This is a genomic window from Hallella seregens ATCC 51272, assembly GCF_000518545.1.
GTDB lineage: Bacteria > Bacteroidota > Bacteroidia > Bacteroidales > Bacteroidaceae > Prevotella > Prevotella seregens.
This window is the reverse complement of sequence record NZ_JADU01000001.1, coordinates 226,220-241,837: the sequence shown is the minus strand read 5'-3', so window position 1 is coordinate 241,837 and position 15,618 is coordinate 226,220. Positions and strand designations below refer to the sequence as shown.

At 54.4% G+C, this 15,618-nt stretch carries 18 protein-coding genes; 2 read left to right on the top strand and 16 right to left on the bottom strand.

Annotation, left to right across the window (positions count from 1 at the left end; translation table 11 throughout):
- Positions 1-29: 29 nt before the first annotated feature.
- Together L888_RS0101140 and L888_RS0101130 are read left to right on the top strand one after the other, a co-directional pair.
- On the top strand, positions 30-1,523 hold the full coding sequence (locus tag L888_RS0101140; RefSeq protein WP_245594791.1) for a RagB/SusD family nutrient uptake outer membrane protein: 1,494 nt from the start codon (positions 30-32) through the stop codon (positions 1,521-1,523).
- A 239-nt stretch (positions 1,524-1,762) separates the two neighbouring features.
- The gene (locus L888_RS0101130; protein ID WP_027951533.1) at positions 1,763-2,818 is read left to right on the top strand and encodes a hypothetical protein; all 1,056 of its coding nucleotides are present in this window, start codon (positions 1,763-1,765) and stop codon (positions 2,816-2,818) included.
- A gap of 203 nt (positions 2,819-3,021) precedes the next feature.
- Here the strand turns inward: L888_RS0101130 and L888_RS0101125 are convergent, their stop codons facing one another.
- The 16 genes from L888_RS0101125 to L888_RS0101045 form a co-directional block, all read right to left on the bottom strand.
- Positions 3,022-3,528, bottom strand: coding sequence for a histidine phosphatase family protein (locus tag L888_RS0101125; protein ID WP_027951532.1), 507 nt, complete (start codon positions 3,526-3,528; stop codon positions 3,022-3,024).
- A gap of 349 nt (positions 3,529-3,877) precedes the next feature.
- A complete protein-coding gene (locus tag L888_RS0101115; protein WP_027951531.1) occupies positions 3,878-4,711 on the bottom strand; it encodes a DNA adenine methylase in 834 nt (277 codons plus the stop codon).
- 44 nt (positions 4,712-4,755) lie between these two features.
- Entirely contained in the window at positions 4,756-4,959 is a 204-nt protein-coding gene (locus L888_RS0101110; RefSeq protein WP_245594799.1) for a hypothetical protein, read from the bottom strand.
- 242 nt (positions 4,960-5,201) lie between these two features.
- Complete coding sequence (locus L888_RS0101105; protein ID WP_027951529.1) at positions 5,202-7,679, bottom strand: SGNH/GDSL hydrolase family protein; 2,478 nt, start codon at positions 7,677-7,679, stop codon at positions 5,202-5,204.
- Between the two features lie 8 nt (positions 7,680-7,687).
- On the bottom strand, positions 7,688-8,503 hold the full coding sequence (locus tag L888_RS0101100) for a hypothetical protein (RefSeq protein ID WP_156924968.1): 816 nt from the start codon (positions 8,501-8,503) through the stop codon (positions 7,688-7,690).
- Positions 8,496-9,011, bottom strand: a complete 516-nt coding sequence (locus L888_RS0101095; RefSeq protein WP_027951527.1) for a hypothetical protein — start codon at positions 9,009-9,011, stop codon at positions 8,496-8,498. The genes L888_RS0101100 and L888_RS0101095 overlap by 8 nt, the downstream gene beginning before the upstream one ends.
- Complete coding sequence (locus tag L888_RS0101090) at positions 9,001-9,846, bottom strand: hypothetical protein (protein ID WP_027951526.1); 846 nt, start codon at positions 9,844-9,846, stop codon at positions 9,001-9,003. Before L888_RS0101090 ends, L888_RS0101095 begins: the two co-directional genes overlap by 11 nt.
- A 4-nt stretch (positions 9,847-9,850) precedes the next feature.
- Positions 9,851-10,126 carry a hypothetical protein gene (locus L888_RS0101085; protein WP_027951525.1) on the bottom strand — a complete coding sequence of 92 codons (276 nt, stop codon included), beginning with the start codon at positions 10,124-10,126 and terminating at the stop codon, positions 9,851-9,853.
- Positions 10,111-10,641, bottom strand: a complete 531-nt coding sequence (locus L888_RS0101080) for a hypothetical protein (protein ID WP_027951524.1) — start codon at positions 10,639-10,641, stop codon at positions 10,111-10,113. The genes L888_RS0101085 and L888_RS0101080 overlap by 16 nt, the downstream gene beginning before the upstream one ends.
- 11 nt (positions 10,642-10,652) lie before the next feature.
- Positions 10,653-11,096 carry an N-acetylmuramoyl-L-alanine amidase gene (locus L888_RS0101075; protein ID WP_027951523.1) on the bottom strand — a complete coding sequence of 148 codons (444 nt, stop codon included), beginning with the start codon at positions 11,094-11,096 and terminating at the stop codon, positions 10,653-10,655.
- The gene (locus L888_RS0101070; protein WP_027951522.1) at positions 11,083-11,346 is read right to left on the bottom strand and encodes a YrzE family protein; all 264 of its coding nucleotides are present in this window, start codon (positions 11,344-11,346) and stop codon (positions 11,083-11,085) included. Before L888_RS0101070 ends, L888_RS0101075 begins: the two co-directional genes overlap by 14 nt.
- 12 nt (positions 11,347-11,358) lie before the next feature.
- A complete protein-coding gene (locus tag L888_RS0101065; protein ID WP_027951521.1) occupies positions 11,359-11,664 on the bottom strand; it encodes a hypothetical protein in 306 nt (101 codons plus the stop codon).
- A 2-nt stretch (positions 11,665-11,666) separates the two neighbouring features.
- The gene (locus L888_RS0101060; protein WP_156924967.1) at positions 11,667-12,131 is read right to left on the bottom strand and encodes a hypothetical protein; all 465 of its coding nucleotides are present in this window, start codon (positions 12,129-12,131) and stop codon (positions 11,667-11,669) included.
- 9 nt (positions 12,132-12,140) lie between these two features.
- Positions 12,141-13,085 (bottom strand): hypothetical protein, encoded by a 945-nt coding sequence (locus tag L888_RS0101055; protein WP_245594790.1) that lies wholly within the window; start codon positions 13,083-13,085, stop codon positions 12,141-12,143.
- Between the two features lie 54 nt (positions 13,086-13,139).
- Positions 13,140-13,757 carry a DUF6046 domain-containing protein gene (locus tag L888_RS0101050; RefSeq protein ID WP_027951518.1) on the bottom strand — a complete coding sequence of 206 codons (618 nt, stop codon included), beginning with the start codon at positions 13,755-13,757 and terminating at the stop codon, positions 13,140-13,142.
- Positions 13,754-15,535, bottom strand: coding sequence for a tape measure protein (locus L888_RS0101045; RefSeq protein ID WP_027951517.1), 1,782 nt, complete (start codon positions 15,533-15,535; stop codon positions 13,754-13,756). The genes L888_RS0101050 and L888_RS0101045 overlap by 4 nt, the downstream gene beginning before the upstream one ends.
- Positions 15,536-15,618: the final 83 nt, after the last annotated feature.

Below are 15,618 nucleotides of genomic sequence, written 5' to 3'. Positions count from 1 at the left end.
CATCCATTCACCAAACCATGAACCATCTTATGAAAACAAAGCATATATTAGGTGTGGCTGCACTGGCTCTGAGCAGCCTGACGCTTGCGGGTTGCAGCGATTTCCTGTCTCCCGAACCAGAATCCACCTACACCACCAACACGTTCTATTCCTCGCAGAACGATTTCGACAAGGCCATCACCGCCGCCTATGCCGTCATGGAAGACTGCTACAAGGGCGACAAGGGCTACCTGCACTTTCTCACGGCACGCTCCGACGAGACCAACAGCATCAACACCAACCTCTACTCGGACGGGGCCGAGAGCTTCACCGACAACTCCAGTTGCTCGCCCACCGAGAAGCTGTGGAACTACATGTACCAGATGATCTCGCGCACAAACAGCATTCTGGTGCACATCGACAACGTGAAATTCTCCAACGAGACCCTGAAGAACTCCATCAAGGGCGAGGCCTACGGGCTGCGCGCCTGGGCCTACGAGACGATGGGCAAGATGTTTGGCGGCGTGCCCCTGCTCGTCGACAAGGAGTACACCGTGGCCGAAACCCACCAGGTGGCACGCTCCACCCAGAAAGAAACGCTGGAGCAGGCCGTCAAGGACTACAAGAACGCCATCAGCCTGTTGCCGTCTTCGTGGGACAGCGCCAACAGGGGGCGCATGACCAAATGGGCGGCCAATGCCGCCCTCGGCCGGCTCCTCATGTTCATGAACCAGCCCGCAGAGGCCCGTCCCTACCTGGAAGCCGTCATCGGCAGCGGCCTCTACCAGATGGCCGCCAACTATGAAGGCATCTTCAGCGACGCCTACGACAACGACCCGCAGAACGACCGGCTCTGGGAAGTGCAGTATGTCGGCGGACAGTCGACCGAGGGACAGGACTACAGCGAAATGATGATGATGGAAGACTGCGGCATCGACCGTGGCTGGGCCTACCGGGGTGCATCGTCCGCCATGCAGGTGTCGACCGACCTTCTGAGCACGTTCGAGTCGGGCGACGGCCGCCAGGCATGGTTCACCGTCGACGACCTCACCGACTCCAAGGCGCGCGGCTACACCTGGTGCACCAAGTTCTGCCGTGCCCGCAAGTGGGTACCCACGTCGGGTTCCGACTGGGCTGTCAACCTGCCCGTCATCCGATACACCGAGGTGCTGATGCTTGAGGCCGAGGCCATCAACGCCACCGACGGCCCCACGGCCACCGCCATTGGCTACGTCAATCAGGTGCGCCAGCGTGCAGGACTGCCCGCCCTTGCTTCCGGCAAGACCGACACGCAGGCCCATTTCCTGGAAGCCATCAAGCAGGAACGGCGCATTGAGTTCATGTGGGAGGGGTTGCGCTGGTTCGACCTCATCCGCTGGGGCGACATGGTGTCCACCTACCAGAAATTCTTTGCCCAGAGCGACGAGGGCAACGGACAGTATGTCAAGCAGGTGGACAACAACCGCGCCATCTTCGCCATACCGCAGACCGAGATGGATATTTACGACAATACCAGCATCTTGTGGCAGAACGACGGCTACTAAGAAGCCCTCTTTCACCGTCAAGCGGAGGAATTTCCCACCAAGGGGAGATTCCTCCGCTTGGTCTTTCTCTTCTTGCCACACCCCCCGAACCAGCTTTTCCTTTTAGGGATTTTCCCCTGCCGACATAGGGAAAAACCTTTCCCCCACCCCATGTTTTCCGCTAATTTTGCAGTGTGAAGAACGGGAAGCCACGGCCTCCCGCCTCCGACAACATCACAGAACCCTAAAAGACAGAGCATATGAAAAAGTTCATGTTAGCGCTTGCAGCACTGTTTGTCATGACAGTCCAAGCATCGGCCATGAGTTATGAGCAGGCCCGCGAGCAGGCCCTCTTCCTCACCGACAAGATGGCCTACGAACTCAACTTGACCGACGACCAGTACGAGGCTGCCTATGAAATCAACCTCGACTACCTGATGAGGGTCGACAGCTACAACGATCTCTACGGCGCCTACTGGTCGCAACGCAATCTTGACCTGAGCTACATCCTGCTCGACTGGCAGTATCGCATGTATGTGGACGCTGCTTACTTCTATCGTCCGCTCTATTGGGACGCCGGCTACTGGCACTTCGGCATCTATGCCCGCTATCCGCACCGCGACTATTACTTCTTCGGCCGGCCGGGCTTCTACGTGAGTTACCGCGGTGGCCACAGCTGGTACATGAACGGCGGGCGCAGCTGGTACCATGGCCGCAGCTTCGGCGGGCCGCGCAACGGCATGGAGCGCATGGGCATGCGCGACGGATTCAACCGGGGCGACTTCGGCCGGGGAACGCGCTTCGGCACACAGGGTAACCGCTCTTTCGGCAACGGAAGCCGTTTCGGCACACAGCCGCAAGGCCGTCCCCGCTCTTTCGGCAGCAGCAACGGCAACAACGCCCCGCGCACTTTCGGCGGCTCAATCACGCCCAGTGACCGCACATTCGGCGGCGGCAACCGCAGCTTCGGCAGCAGCAACCGCACATTCGACGGCAACAGTCGCCAGAGCAGCACCCGTGCCACGGTGACCCGTCCGAGCAGCAGCTCCTTTGGCAGCCGCTTCTCTTCATCGGCCCCCAGCCGCACTTTCACCCCGAACAACAACGGCAGCACCCGCTCGTTTGGCGGCGGCAACTCCTCTGCACCCAGCAACTCCATGGGCGTTCCCTTCACCCGCTCGGGCGGCAGTTTCGGCAGCGGCGGCTCGGCGCCCTCGCGCAATTTTGGCGGCGGCAGCCAAGCCCCGGCGCGTAGCTTCGGCGGTGGCAGCAGCGGCAACAGGCCCAGCGGAGGCCATTTCGGCAACGGACGCTAAACCCCAACCCGACGAACCGGACCGGAATGAATACAGAGAGGAACCTTTAAACAGATACAGACAGTAAGGAATCTAAGGTTAGAGAGTTACATTACAGATTAGAGAGTTACATCACGAACGAAGGGCTGCTGCGGACAACAAGTTCCGCGCAGCCTTTCTTCCATGTGGATTCCCCTGCACCGGCCCGCCATGCGTCCACGTGCTCAGAACATCAGCACGCGCACCTCGGCATTGCCCATCCTGGGCACTTCGTTCATCGGCTTGCCGAAACAGACACTTTGAATGGCTTTGTTGATGATGCCGTGCCCCACGGCCAGCACCGTTTGGTCGGGATGGGCCACTTTCAGCCACGTCAGGAAGTTGCGCGCGCGGCTCTTCATCCGTTCCAACGTCTCAATGTCGTCGGGCCACTCTACATCCTGCAGGTCGGGAATGAACCTCCCCGTGAAGCTGCCCCAGTCGCGCTCACGCAGCAACACCGTGGTCTCCACAGGCTTGCCGTGGGGTGCGGCCACAATCTCGCAGGTCTGCACCGCCCGTTGCAGGTCGCTGGCTACAAAGGCATCGATCGGCTCCGAGCGCATCCGCTCCCGCAATTCGCGGGCCTGCGCCCGTCCCGTCTCGTTGAGTTCGCCCTGCATCTGTCCCTGCATAATTTGCGCTTTGTTGTCCACGGTCTCGCCGTGGCGCACCAAATATAGTTTAATCATCGTTTAATCCTATTCTTAAAACGTCTTAATGGCAAAGCCATGCCTCAAGAATCATATCGCCTCGACAAACAATTCCAACTGCCGATTGGACACTGCACATGTCTGCTTTTGCAGTTCAAAGTTGAAGACCAGAGCCTCCACCATGGCATGTCGGTTCTCTATTCTATAATCGCAAAATCGAAAAGTACAAATATTAAAAACGAAAAGTACGGGAAAGATGCTTTTTTACGAAAACGAAATGAGTCTCGAAAATACGCATGAAATAAGGGCAGCATGTTCAATGCTGCCCTTAATCTTATCCAATATCGAATAGAATTTGTTCATCATTTAAAGAGTATTCTAATGTTATTTAACCGGCATTCTTATACAACATCATATCTGTATAGGAAGCGTTGTAATTCATCTGGGCTTTGAACTCCACTCGGGTGCTATGTTCAAATGGGTTACCCATGTCCCTGTTCTGCCCCAACCACTCACACAATTCGATGATGGAAGACTTGTTGCTTGTAAAGTAAATATAGGCGTGTCCCTGAAGGACTTTAAGCACATCTAAGTAGTCTGCCAGTTTCCAGAACATCTTATAAGTCCCGACCTCTGTACCCAGGTAAGGTGGGTCGACGAGAAATACTACATCGGGCTTGTCCCTATATTCTTTAAAAAGTTGCTTGTAGTCCTTTGAAACAATTGTCAGACCATCAAGATAGTCAGGGCATTCAGAATAATCCGAAGACCTCACTTTGTTATAGAGGGCCTCCTTGCGCATATCGTCTATGCTCAGACAGTATTTCGCGGAGAACATGATTGAGGATGACACTGTGATAAAGTCGATATACCCATATCGCTTCTCATGCTGTAGCAGACAGCCAAACACATGCTCTCGGGTCTCTCCTGTGATAGCCTTGTACCGAGGGACATCCCTAACGATGTCTCTCAGTTCAGCCAACAGCTCATTGGTCTGGGGAATATGCTCCAGCCGTCGTCGATAGCCGTCAAAGTCGTTGTACACCACCTCAGAATGGGGCTTATCATACTTAGCTATGTGCGACAGCAGACCACTGCCCCCAAACAGGTCCACGAACGTGGTTCCATCGGGGATTTGATCCAACACTTTTCTAAACTCCTTGGCAAACATCCTTTTTTGGCCCACAAATGGAAGTGGAGCCGATAAATACAATCTTTTCATAACGTCTGCAAAGGTAGCTCATTGGTTCTTACCGATGAACTATCTTAAGACATACCCACTGCAGCCATCCTGCAGTCTCTTTCCATCCGCTTCACCAGCACATACACCTGCCGCACGCTCACGCCATATTTCTCAGCCAATCGGGCAACAATATAGGTTACCTTATTATGCATTCCTTTCATTTTCATATAGTCCTGATACAGGCAGATATACTCCACATCGTTCATCTTCACTCCATTGTCCTTCATCAATTTCAAACTAATCCTGTTAAATTCCAATAACTCAAATACCTTCATCTGAAAATTTTTATTACCTTTGCAATGCCAATCACTTATTTTCAACAACTAACACGCCTGTATAGCGCGGTAGAGGCTATATGCCCCCGGCCGGCGCTGCACAGGCGTGTTGTTAATAGTGATTGGCGTTACTTTTTAACAGGCTGGGGGCTTTTTATCTTTCCCTTAAATTCCCCGGCTTTCATTGTATCCTGTCATGCGGAACTCCATATCTGTTCCGTCTTGCCCACCATCCATTTCGCCAGGATGTCGGCCCCGGACTGGTTGAGGTGCAGGCCGTCCGAGAACTTCGATGCGTCACAAATGGGATTGAGCCCGCTTTCCGAGTAGGCATCCATCACGGGGATGCTCCAGTATGCGGCTATCTCCTTTATCATGTCCACGTACTCCCTGAACGTCTTGCCCGAATCGGCATTGGCCCCCTCATGCAGGGAACCGTCGCCGTCAACCACATATTCCCTGGTGTCCAGTGTGGTTCCGTGGTGCAGCGGGGTCATGATCGCGACGGGCCTGTTGCCGTATTTGGCGCGCAGGTTCCTGCACAGCCTGTGCACTCCCGCACAGAACGTGAGCCGGCCGTCATTGGCCCCGTCCACGAAGCTGCCGAACGGCGGGGTGCCGCCAAACCCGGAATTGATGCCGGATGCGTGTCCGAAGTCGTTGGTCCCGCCAAAGACGACGACCATGTCGGCGTCATCCGCCATGGAACCGACACGTGCCTCCATGGCGTTGGCGGTGTCGGAAAGCACGTTTTTGGCAAGGTGCGAGCCGTTGCGCCCGTAGTTCAGCACCTTGCATCCGGTCAGTGCCGAAAACGCAGTGGTATACAGCCCCCCGTAAGTGATGCTGTCGCCCAGGAAAGCGACCTTCCTGTCCTGCAGGAAGGATGAATCGGAAAAGTTTCCCAGCTCGTCAAAGACAAGCTGCACGTTCAGCGAGCTGTGCAGTGGATTGTTGTCCGTGAAGACATCCCCTGCAAAGGAGTCGCCGGGCCTGTAATACATGGTTTTGGGAAGATTGTAACTCGGCTCGTCGTGCATTCCGATGACATTGGCGCCGTAAAAGCCCACGCATTCCCCCATGTTGATGATGATTTTCTCGCCGCTTACATCCGTGGAAGTGCCGTCGAGGGTCACCTTGTATTTGCGGACCAGCCTGATATAGGGCGAATCCGGTTCAGGCATGCCTGCCAATATATACACCTCGCCGCTCACGGCCGAGCGGGTCTTGACCGCCTTGAGCACGGCGACGTGCCTGAATGCATCAATGTACATGTAGCTGAGGTCGGTTGCCTTCATGTTTTCCATCGTGCCGTAAACTTTCCTCACCCTTTTGCTCGCTCCGCTGGCTGCGTTCCACCCCATGTCCAGCCTTGTGTCAACGTCTTCCTTGTCCGCTTCCAGGGCCTTGACCCTTGAGTACAGTTCTCTGGCAGTCATTGCATTCTTTCTCTGCAAGACGGTCAGGGTATATGACCAGGTACTCCCGAGCGAAGCAAACACGGCATATCTGGCATCCCCGGGCACCGTCATCTTCATGGCAATTGCACCATCCTTGACATTGCCCATGGAGACAGGCTTCCTCGAGGCGTCGTAAAATGCGTATGAGGCCGTACTGTCATTTCCCGGCTTCATGCCCGAAACGACCAACGTCTCATAGGGAGAGACCGGCAGGTAGTCCGAGCACGGCCAATCCGACCCGGAAGGCATGATCTCACCGGTCACGGGATTAATCAGGGCCCCTACGGTCTTTCCGACGACGTTTTCAAGGTCGTAGACAACCTTGGCCCGGTCTATGTTGTCGATGGCTTCCTGCAGCGTGTCCGCTCCGATCCGGGACTTCCTGTCGTCAAAGGCTCCGGCATTCCCCGTGTTTTCCCAGTCGTCCGGATTGGCTGACCATTCCACCGTCTTCCGCCTATACTGTTTTACCGCACCGTCTGTACCCATATACGTCACTTGCTTCACATACTTCTTGGCCATAGCACTCAACGCTGCGTCCACCGCTGCCAAACACATCGAACAGTCCGCATACGTCTCGCCGTTGGGGCTGGCATCATAGATTACCCGGTTCTCAACGACGCTGTCCATGATGGTTGCCTCTGCCGCTTTGGCCCGGGTCACCTCCTCAATCAATGCCGAGGCGTGTGTAGACTCCACGCCCTGAGCGCGGGCCGTCTCGTCTGATATTGCGGTAGCGTTCACTTTTTCCACCGCCTTGGCCCGGGCCACTTCGGCCTTGATGGCCGCTTCGTTATCGCTGACTCTACCGCCCAGCAATTTGCCCTGCTCCGCGCTCAAGGGCACGTTGCTTCCGCCTGTCACGAGGTCGTCCACCACCTTCCCCTCATTCAGGTTACCCACGAGCAGCCAGCCCGGTTTCTGCCAGGCATAGATGTTCCCGTTCTCGTTGTCCGCGCTGCGGATCACGGCCAGCTGGCCATATCTCATAGCTTTACCGTTCGTACCCACGGGTGCCATGTCGGCATCCATCTCTGCCTTGCTGGCGTAAGTCTTCTTCACGCCGAGGCTGCCATCACGCCGTTCCATATCGGCTATATAGTCCAGCGTGTCCTCGTGCAACCGTCCCAGTTCCTCCGGGGTGATGCTCTCTTTCTGATATTTGGCCTTGAGCGTTGCGGCCCTCTGCCGTAATTCTACGATTGTACTCATTGTTCCGTTTACTTTGGGATAATCATTATGGTGTTGATGGGACAATTCAAAGGAGTGTTTGTGTCACTGGTCAGGTCTATACCGGACAGTAGGGCGCCTCCGTCCACAATTTTAATCTGGGCAATCTGTTCCCTGGCCGGGGCATCACCTCCCGTCAGGAAGCTGTTTGACACCTTCTGTGCCATGAAGCCATAGGTGGAGGGGTTGATGCCGAACAGTGCTCCGCTGCTCAAGTCCCAGCCCGTGTTGTGGCTCGTCAGCTTGACAATCACCTTGTAGTGATCCAGCTCCTCCTTGTACTGCACCTTTCCCGTGTAGCCATTATACAGTTGCACGGGAATATCTTTGTACACACTTACCGGCTCATTGGCATTCACCAGCGGTCCCATGAGTTCAAAGAGCGATTTCAGGTCAAACAGGTTCACCATTTCCGGTTCGGTATTCTCCAGCGAAAGATAAGCCTCTTTGGTCTCCACACAGGCATGCTCCTGACCGTCCTCAAAAGTCCTTGTCTCTGTCTTGGTCGAGCGCAGTCCAACATAGACAGGTGTGTCCCATGAGGGCACTGTCACCGTAGTTTCAGGTATCTCATAAATCATACCGTTCCAGGCTACCCAGTTCTTGGAAATCTTGAAAGTCGTCGTAAAGTTCACCGTGTCGGAGCCTACTATCTCCGCATTGGCCTTGTTCAGAAGGAATACGCTTGCCCCGCCGCTCAGCACGTTCAGCAGCATTGATTCCTGCTCCTCAGGGTTGCCCTGCAGCAATTTAAGGTCATCGAGATACACCGGCTGGCCGCCGTCGTTGAACAACATTCTATTCATAGTCGTATATTTCTATGCGGTACGTCCGTCCCGCAGGTTTATAATAGTTCAGCAAATTCGTTATCGTCCGCAGGTTCGCTCCGCCATATTTGTCCTCCTCAGCCTTCAGCGACGTGCAGAGGAATGAAGGCACATAGATGATGAACGTATCCTGCACGGGAACGTCGTCCTCCTGTCTCACGACGAGCGTCGATACGCCACCCACATATACCGGTGCCTGACCCTCGCTCACATGGTAGAACGCCGTCCGGGGTAGCTCCTCGCCACTCTCTATGTATATCTGGTCCTCTTTCAGGAAGAAGGCATCGTTCAGCACCTTTTCCAGATACTGCACGTTGGCGGTCATGTCAAGCCACCCCGTCACGCCTGTACGATAGGACGTGAACAGGTCGTAGAGATATCTGAGCGGTGTCACCAAAACTTTCAGCAATGCCATCATCACCTTGCTTCTCAACACCGGCGGCAGCAGCTGCCGGGCCAGTTCCACGAAGTCTGTCCTATACCACATAATCCAGCGTATTTCTAAGATTTGCAGCTACAAAACTTCCGCCCGTAGCCGTATAGTTGTTGCCCGTTATCGCCTTATAGGTCGCACCGTCAGTGCTGTACGTGCAAGCCGTCAGCTCCACATCCGTCACGCCCTCCACGTTCTGTATGGCGTCCACCAATTTTGTCTTGTTGAAAGTACCACCATATATGATGTTGGCCAAATAAGAGCGAATGGCTTCTTCCACGGGGTAGCTTCCGTCCACTATCCGCATACCCGCCGTATTGATGACAAGAGGGTCCACCGTCACCGTGGCAGCAATACTTACCGAGTCAGCCGGGAGCGACCTCACGGCCAGCACCACGCCCGCTATTTTAACGCGGTCCAAATACTGTCTGAACGCCGTCAGAACGTTGTCATCCAACACCGCAGGACTCCCGTCCTTATCCCCAGAGGCAAGAATCTGTATCGACGTTCCCCGGTCTCTCACCGCCACGTATCTTACTACCTGCTTAGACTCATCTATCTCAGGGTAGACATACTGCTGCGTCGTCTCGTCAAATACCAGCGCATCCCCCAGCTGGAACGCCCGCGCCATCTTGTAATACCACGGCACGCTGGCCACCACCGCACGGCTTATCTTCTCGTCCACGTCCGCACGAAACTGGTCAAACAATACTTCCATCACATGACAGCACACCGCCACGATGTAGAACAGGATACTCTCGAGACTCACCGTCGAAAAACTTCCCTTGAACGTGTCTTCCACGCTCAGTCCATACTTCTCCCTGATTGTCTCGTCCGCCATGAAGGCATCCGTCATCGTCTGTTTGATTTCGTTGATAGTCCTTGCCATGTCATTAACTGAATTGCATTGTAAACTCGTCTGTAAACACTCTCAGCCTGATGCCACTCTCGTCACGCTGCGTTGCCGGTCTCACGTCGTGGTCCTTGCAGTAGCCTTGCATGAGGCGGTTGTATATCTTGTCAGGCAGTGTCAGGACATCGCCTGCCGACAGCTCTTCCGTCATACTCCTGCCATTGGCAAGAGCCAGCGCTGGCAGAGCCTCTATTGCCCCATACTCCTGTATCGCAATATCGGCCAGCGTCTGGCCGCCTTTCACAACCACTTCCATTGCTTGCCCTGCTTGATCAACCAATATCCCCCGAACCCGACAAGCACCATCAGCACAGCCGTCCAGACCGCATATCCTGTCCACAAGGCCACCTGCTGCACCATTGTCAGCTTCTTCTTCACCTCCACTGTCACCGTTTTCTTCCGTGCCGTACTCGACTTCTCCATCTGCTTAGTTCCGGTCGTGCGTGTCGTATCGGCAACTGTCACCTGACCTGTCACCGTTGCCCCGGGCATCGTTTCCATGCTATGGTAGAGCAAGCCGTTCCTGATAGCCGCCGTCGACCGGTACAGACCGTTCTGCAGCGTGCTCGTCGTGTCCCTTGTAGTCCGCTCCAGGTGTGTCTGAGGCAGGGCAATGCTTACCGTCATCGGTCTCTGGTTCACCTTCAGGGTGTCGTGCGTCTCTACGACCAGCGTGTCTGTGCGCACGGTCTCAATGGGGAGATATACTTTTCGCGAACATCCCGTAAGGATGGCGACAAGCATGATGAAAAACAGTAATTTCGTCTTCATAGCTCGATATCTTAAATGTCCATATATTCGCCCTTGGCATCAAAGCAGGGACACATTTTTATATATTCGTTCGGTGTTATCCGCCCGTCGTGGTTCAAGTCGGGTGAGAAATCGTGGTGTCCCTGGATCACTGCCTTCGGGTAGCGTTTCCTCAGTATCCTTAGCAAGGTCCTCAACGTTCCTTTCTGCTTATCCGTGCGGTTGTCTATGGCATGCCCCTGGGCGTCAATGCCACCGATATAGGCCACGTTCACCGTCACGCTGTTGTAGCCTTTCACGCCGTTGCTCACCTTGGTCTCGTCCAGCAGCTGGGCCACCGTCCCGTCTGGCTTCACCACATAGTGGTAGCCCGGGTTCTTCCATCCCTTCCGCCTGAATTCCTGCTGCAGGTCGGCTATCGTCTGCGTCTGATGTCCTGCCGTACAGTGTACGGCGATATATTTAATGGTTCTCATCACTATTTCCTTTCTTTTCGTTCATCATTTTGTCCACATACCCTTTCACGTCGCCCCACTTGCTCTGGATGTAGATGCCAACGCCGAAGATGGATCCGGCATATACCAGCGTCTGGCTCACATACCACAGCACGCTGTCGCTCACATCGAAGTTGTTCAGAAAGAAACTCAGGAAGGCCATCACCACACCGCTCAGCAGCAGCGCGATGGCCGACCCATACTGTATCCACTCTTTCGTGTTCCTTTGCATATCTATTGTGCATTAATAGTTTGCATCAATCGTGATGCCCGTTGTCGTTATCTTCACCTGGTTCACTTTTTGCCCGTCCATCTCCAGTTGCTCCCTGACCTTCGAGCGCCAATATATCGGGTCATTGTCCAGCAGCATATCGGCGATGCCGCAGCCCCCTGCAGGCCACTCCTTCAGTTCTCCTTGGCGTAGCACCAATATCATAGCCTGGTTCTGCCGCAAGGTGTCGCCCACCGTGAGTCCCTGCACTATCTTTCCGCCGGCATCCCTCACCACTTTGACCTCCGGTTCAAAGGCCGTCATCTGTATTCCTTTCATTGTCAGTGCTTGATTTTAGTATCTTCATAATCAGCCTTGTTTAGACGCTGGGCAAAGCTCGTCGGAGGCGTTGTCGGGCCGTTGGGGGCCGTGTGCGTGTGCCGGTTGAAAGTATCTATCACCGCGTTCAGCTTAGCCGTCAGTGTCTCGATGTTGACCACCCCCCCCAGCTTACCACCGTTGATGACCACCTGCTCGGCACTGTCCACGGCCAGCACCACCAGCTGGGAGAGGTCGCCCGAGAGGCTGCCCATAATCACCGCCGTGCCCACCTTCGGAACCACCAGCAACTCACCGCTGCTGGCTATCTCTGAGGCTCTCAGACGCACGTCAGGCACCGTGATGCCGCCAATCTTCACCTCACACATCGCTCCCGCCACTTTTGTTACGATGCCCTGCATGATACAGGGGCTCGTGTTCCCTCCGGTGTGTCGCAGCAACTCTGCCAGTTCTCTGTATTTGTCCATAATGATGAATTAACTAAGTCTGAAACCAAGTTCTATCTTGCGTTTGCCCCCATCCCTCGAGAACGTGGTGGTCACGCTCCTTACGAAGTATGTCCCGTCCTTCTGGGGATAGTCCGCGTCGTGCAACGTGGCCGAATCCCCGGGCATACACTCCGGGATGAGCCAAGTCGTGATGCTCCCGTCATAGCCGTCGAAGCTCCGCCGCTTCACCTCCAGCTCCCCGCGGGCCTTCATGCCCGCCTCGTCGTTCGTCGCGCTTCTCACTTCCACCTTCTCGCCACCCGTCGATCCCGTCTCTATCTCCTTCACCGTCCCGTCCGGCATCAGTGCCTTCACCACCACGCGCACCTTTTTGTCCTCGGCTTTCCGGTAGGTCAGGTCGGCCTCTTCCACGTTCAGCGCAAAGTCATACAGCCGCTCCTGTCCGGTCATCTCGCCAGGAGGATGCACGTGCAGCACCCCGTCCTTCAGATAGATGTCCGCCCCACATTCCTCCTGCACCTTCTTCAGCACGTCATAGCCCGTGGCATCGTGTACGACAAACTTCCCGTAGGTCCATTGGTATGAGCAGCTCACCCTGTAGTTGTTACCAGTGCCCTGGATCACCTTTTTCAGGAGTGCCTCCAGCGTCACTTTCTTCAGCACCTCGTTCGGCAAGTCTTTACGGAATGTAAACAGATCATCCTCGCACGTCAGTTTGATGTTGCCTCCGTCGGTCGATATCCGTTGCAGCCATCCCGAGAACTCCTCCTTCAGTCCTTCCTCCTCATAACCGATTTTGATGCTAACGGCATCGCCACGCCTGATTTTGCTTTCCACATCCAGTGCCACATTATACTCGGCAGCCGGAAGCGTTATCTCAGCCGTGTCAGCCAGCAGCTCCACGCTCTTGTGGATCTCCACGGCATCCAGCATGCCAACCTTGTAGCCGCCTATTGCAATATCGTAGCCCATTGTGTACATAGCGTAACCAAATTATGAATTATGAATTATGAATTATGAATTGAACTACCTCCGCAAGTCTTCTCGGTTCAGCAGCAACTTGTAGATATCGTCGCTGTAGGCCTTCAGTGTGTAGTTCTGGTTTGCCGCCCCGCTGGTGAACGGTATGTCCCAGCTCTCTATCACGATTCTCGATATACCGAAGAGCTCCAGCAGGGGGCACAGGGCTGTCATCTTTGCCGCCTCGCAGTGTCGACGCAGCTTTGCCACGTCTGCCGTGGGATATCTCCCATCGGTACCCATCAGTATTCCCTCAATGGTTATCGAATAGTCGTCCTGCGCCCAACGCTCCTTGATGCTTCCCCTTACCTTGCCCTTGTTCACCTGACGCCGCTTGATGATGTGCTGGCCCTGCAGACTGATCATTGGCTCGGTCGGCAGCAGCCAGTCCTCTGCACCGCTCTCTTCCAATCGCAGACGTAGGGGCAGTTGCATCGGCACGCCAAGGGCATTCGTGCGCACCACGTCCTCCAGTTCCTCGTCCGACATACCCCTGACCTCATCATAGTCTTCCGGGGTGACCTGCGCCTGGACGGAATGGCGGAACAGCCAGTAGGGAGGCACCTTGCCACCCATCACGCGCAGCGCCATGTTCTCCAGTATGAATCTTGTCGCCGTACTCATCGGTCTGCACTGGTTGCGATGGCCAAGGCCCGGTTCATGCTCTCGAGGATAACCCGCTCCAGCTCTGCCGTGTCTGTCTTGTCCGTCATGGTTACATACAGGTTCTCAAAGAACTTACCGATGCTCAGGTTGACAGAGGTGTTGCGCGTGCCGCCGGTAGCTATCTCCTCAGCGCTCTTCCTCCCTCCACCGGAACGCCCGCCGCCGGTCCTTCCACCCTTGGCACCTCCGGTTGCAGACCCAAAGATCACCTCCCGTGCGCTGCCCTTTTGCTTCGGGTGGGCAATCTTATTGTCTTTCTTTGTTGTTGATGTAGAGGATGCACGGTCCTTGGCGCTTTCCTTGGCATAGTTCCTGCTAAAGTCCGATCGCACACCCGTGACGAGGTCCCTGGTCTGACGTGCGGCATTGAGAGCACTCCCGGCACCCGACAGCTTCTTATAGCCCTCCAATGCAGATGACGCAGCTCCCTTGAAGTCCCCGTTGAAGAGCCGTTTCAGGGCTTCTCCAAGTTTACCGATGCCGGACAGCATCTCGTTGAACCGGTTGATGATGTAGGTCTTGATGATGTTGCCGAAGCCAATGATCGTGCCGCCTAATGTGGCGAAAAAGGCACGGAAACCAGCAAACTTATTCCAGCAATATATGACCACAGCGGCCAGGGCAGCCAATGCCGTGATAATGATTCCTATTGGATTTGCTGTCATGACAACATTGAGTAACTGTTGTGCAGCTGCCCATCCTTTAGTAACTACAGCCACAGCTTTCGCTCCTACGGCATACAAAGTTAAACCGATGGCATGCGCTTTGAAGGCAATCGTTGAAACAGTAATGACTGCAGCAAGATATGCAAGTTCTGTCCTGAATTTTACAAGAAAAGCTACTCCGGCAATCATCTTGTCGAACAATCCTACCACGATATCACCAACAACTGGAATGACGGCGTTAGCAATGTCTAACATACGAGAAATAGGAGCTTGGATTTTACCATAGATATCAACAGCCTTGCTGGTAATGGTATCCAGCATAGTGCTGAATTTACCGGTGACTGTCTGAGACTGTTTCTCCATCATTTTATAGAACTTACCACCCTCACCGGTCGCATGCTCCATAGCTTGAGTTATATTCTCATAGGTAATCTTCCCTTGAGACATCATCTGCTTCAGTTCACCAATACTCTTTCCCGTCATTTCTGAGAGGTCTTGTAATGGACTCCATCCGGCGTTTATGAATTGTCTTAAATCATCACCCGCCAAACGTCCTGATGCTGCAACCTGCCCAAGTACCAATGAGAGTCCATTCAAGTATTCCTTATTTCCACCAGATATATCTCCGAGTTGTTTCAATAAAGGCAACACTTTTCCTGTTTCAACTCCAAAGTTCAGCATGGTTCTGGCGTTATTAACCAGATCCATTTTTTCAAATGGTGAGTCATTGGCAAATTTGGTCATATCCGCAAGCATCGCCTTTGCCTTGCTCTCACTTCCGACCAGCGTCGTGAAAGCCACCGAGGTCTGCTCGGCTTCAGCTCCAATCTTTGTAATCGCCCCGATGGCAGCGGCCGCCATCGTGTAGGGATTCATCAGGAACTCCATGCCGGGGACGGACATCAGCGAACTCTTGAAATTAGAGAACGAGAAAGCCTCACGAAGGCGCGTACTGACGCGACGGGCCTTGTTGGAAATCTCATCCAACTGCTCTGAGGTCCTGCGGGCAACGGTGACAACGTTGTCAGCGTCAGCCTGCAGCTTGATCAGGAATTTCAGAACACTATCCATTGCTTGCTCGTTTCTCTATTTCTCGTATTTCTTTCAGGTAGGCGTATGTCCATGCCCATTTCTCATCGGGCAATGTCTCGGGG

Bases quoted from the DNA above. Each gene is read 5' to 3' on its own strand.
- L888_RS0101105 (WP_027951529.1), bottom strand. From the start codon at position 7,679: ATGAGTACAATCGTAGAATTACGGCAGAGGGCCGCAACGCTCAAGGCC.
- L888_RS0101115 (WP_027951531.1), bottom strand. From the start codon at position 4,711: ATGAAAAGATTGTATTTATCGGCTCCACTTCCATTTGTGGGCCAAAAA.
- L888_RS0101080 (WP_027951524.1), bottom strand. From the start codon at position 10,641: ATGAAGACGAAATTACTGTTTTTCATCATGCTTGTCGCCATCCTTACG.
- L888_RS0101140 (WP_245594791.1), top strand. From the start codon at position 30: ATGAAAACAAAGCATATATTAGGTGTGGCTGCACTGGCTCTGAGCAGC.
- L888_RS0101130 (WP_027951533.1), top strand. From the start codon at position 1,763: ATGAAAAAGTTCATGTTAGCGCTTGCAGCACTGTTTGTCATGACAGTC.
- L888_RS0101095 (WP_027951527.1), bottom strand. From the start codon at position 9,011: ATGTGGTATAGGACAGACTTCGTGGAACTGGCCCGGCAGCTGCTGCCG.
- L888_RS0101070 (WP_027951522.1), bottom strand. From the start codon at position 11,346: ATGCAAAGGAACACGAAAGAGTGGATACAGTATGGGTCGGCCATCGCG.
- L888_RS0101100 (WP_156924968.1), bottom strand. From the start codon at position 8,503: ATGAATAGAATGTTGTTCAACGACGGCGGCCAGCCGGTGTATCTCGAT.
- L888_RS0101055 (WP_245594790.1), bottom strand. From the start codon at position 13,085: ATGGGCTACGATATTGCAATAGGCGGCTACAAGGTTGGCATGCTGGAT.
- L888_RS0101085 (WP_027951525.1), bottom strand. From the start codon at position 10,126: ATGGAAGTGGTTGTGAAAGGCGGCCAGACGCTGGCCGATATTGCGATA.
- L888_RS0101125 (WP_027951532.1), bottom strand. From the start codon at position 3,528: ATGATTAAACTATATTTGGTGCGCCACGGCGAGACCGTGGACAACAAA.
- L888_RS0101050 (WP_027951518.1), bottom strand. From the start codon at position 13,757: ATGAGTACGGCGACAAGATTCATACTGGAGAACATGGCGCTGCGCGTG.
- L888_RS0101065 (WP_027951521.1), bottom strand. From the start codon at position 11,664: ATGAAAGGAATACAGATGACGGCCTTTGAACCGGAGGTCAAAGTGGTG.
- L888_RS0101110 (WP_245594799.1), bottom strand. From the start codon at position 4,959: ATGAAGGACAATGGAGTGAAGATGAACGATGTGGAGTATATCTGCCTG.
- L888_RS0101090 (WP_027951526.1), bottom strand. From the start codon at position 9,846: ATGGCAAGGACTATCAACGAAATCAAACAGACGATGACGGATGCCTTC.
- L888_RS0101045 (WP_027951517.1), bottom strand. From the start codon at position 15,535: ATGGATAGTGTTCTGAAATTCCTGATCAAGCTGCAGGCTGACGCTGAC.
- L888_RS0101060 (WP_156924967.1), bottom strand. From the start codon at position 12,131: ATGGACAAATACAGAGAACTGGCAGAGTTGCTGCGACACACCGGAGGG.
- L888_RS0101075 (WP_027951523.1), bottom strand. From the start codon at position 11,096: ATGAGAACCATTAAATATATCGCCGTACACTGTACGGCAGGACATCAG.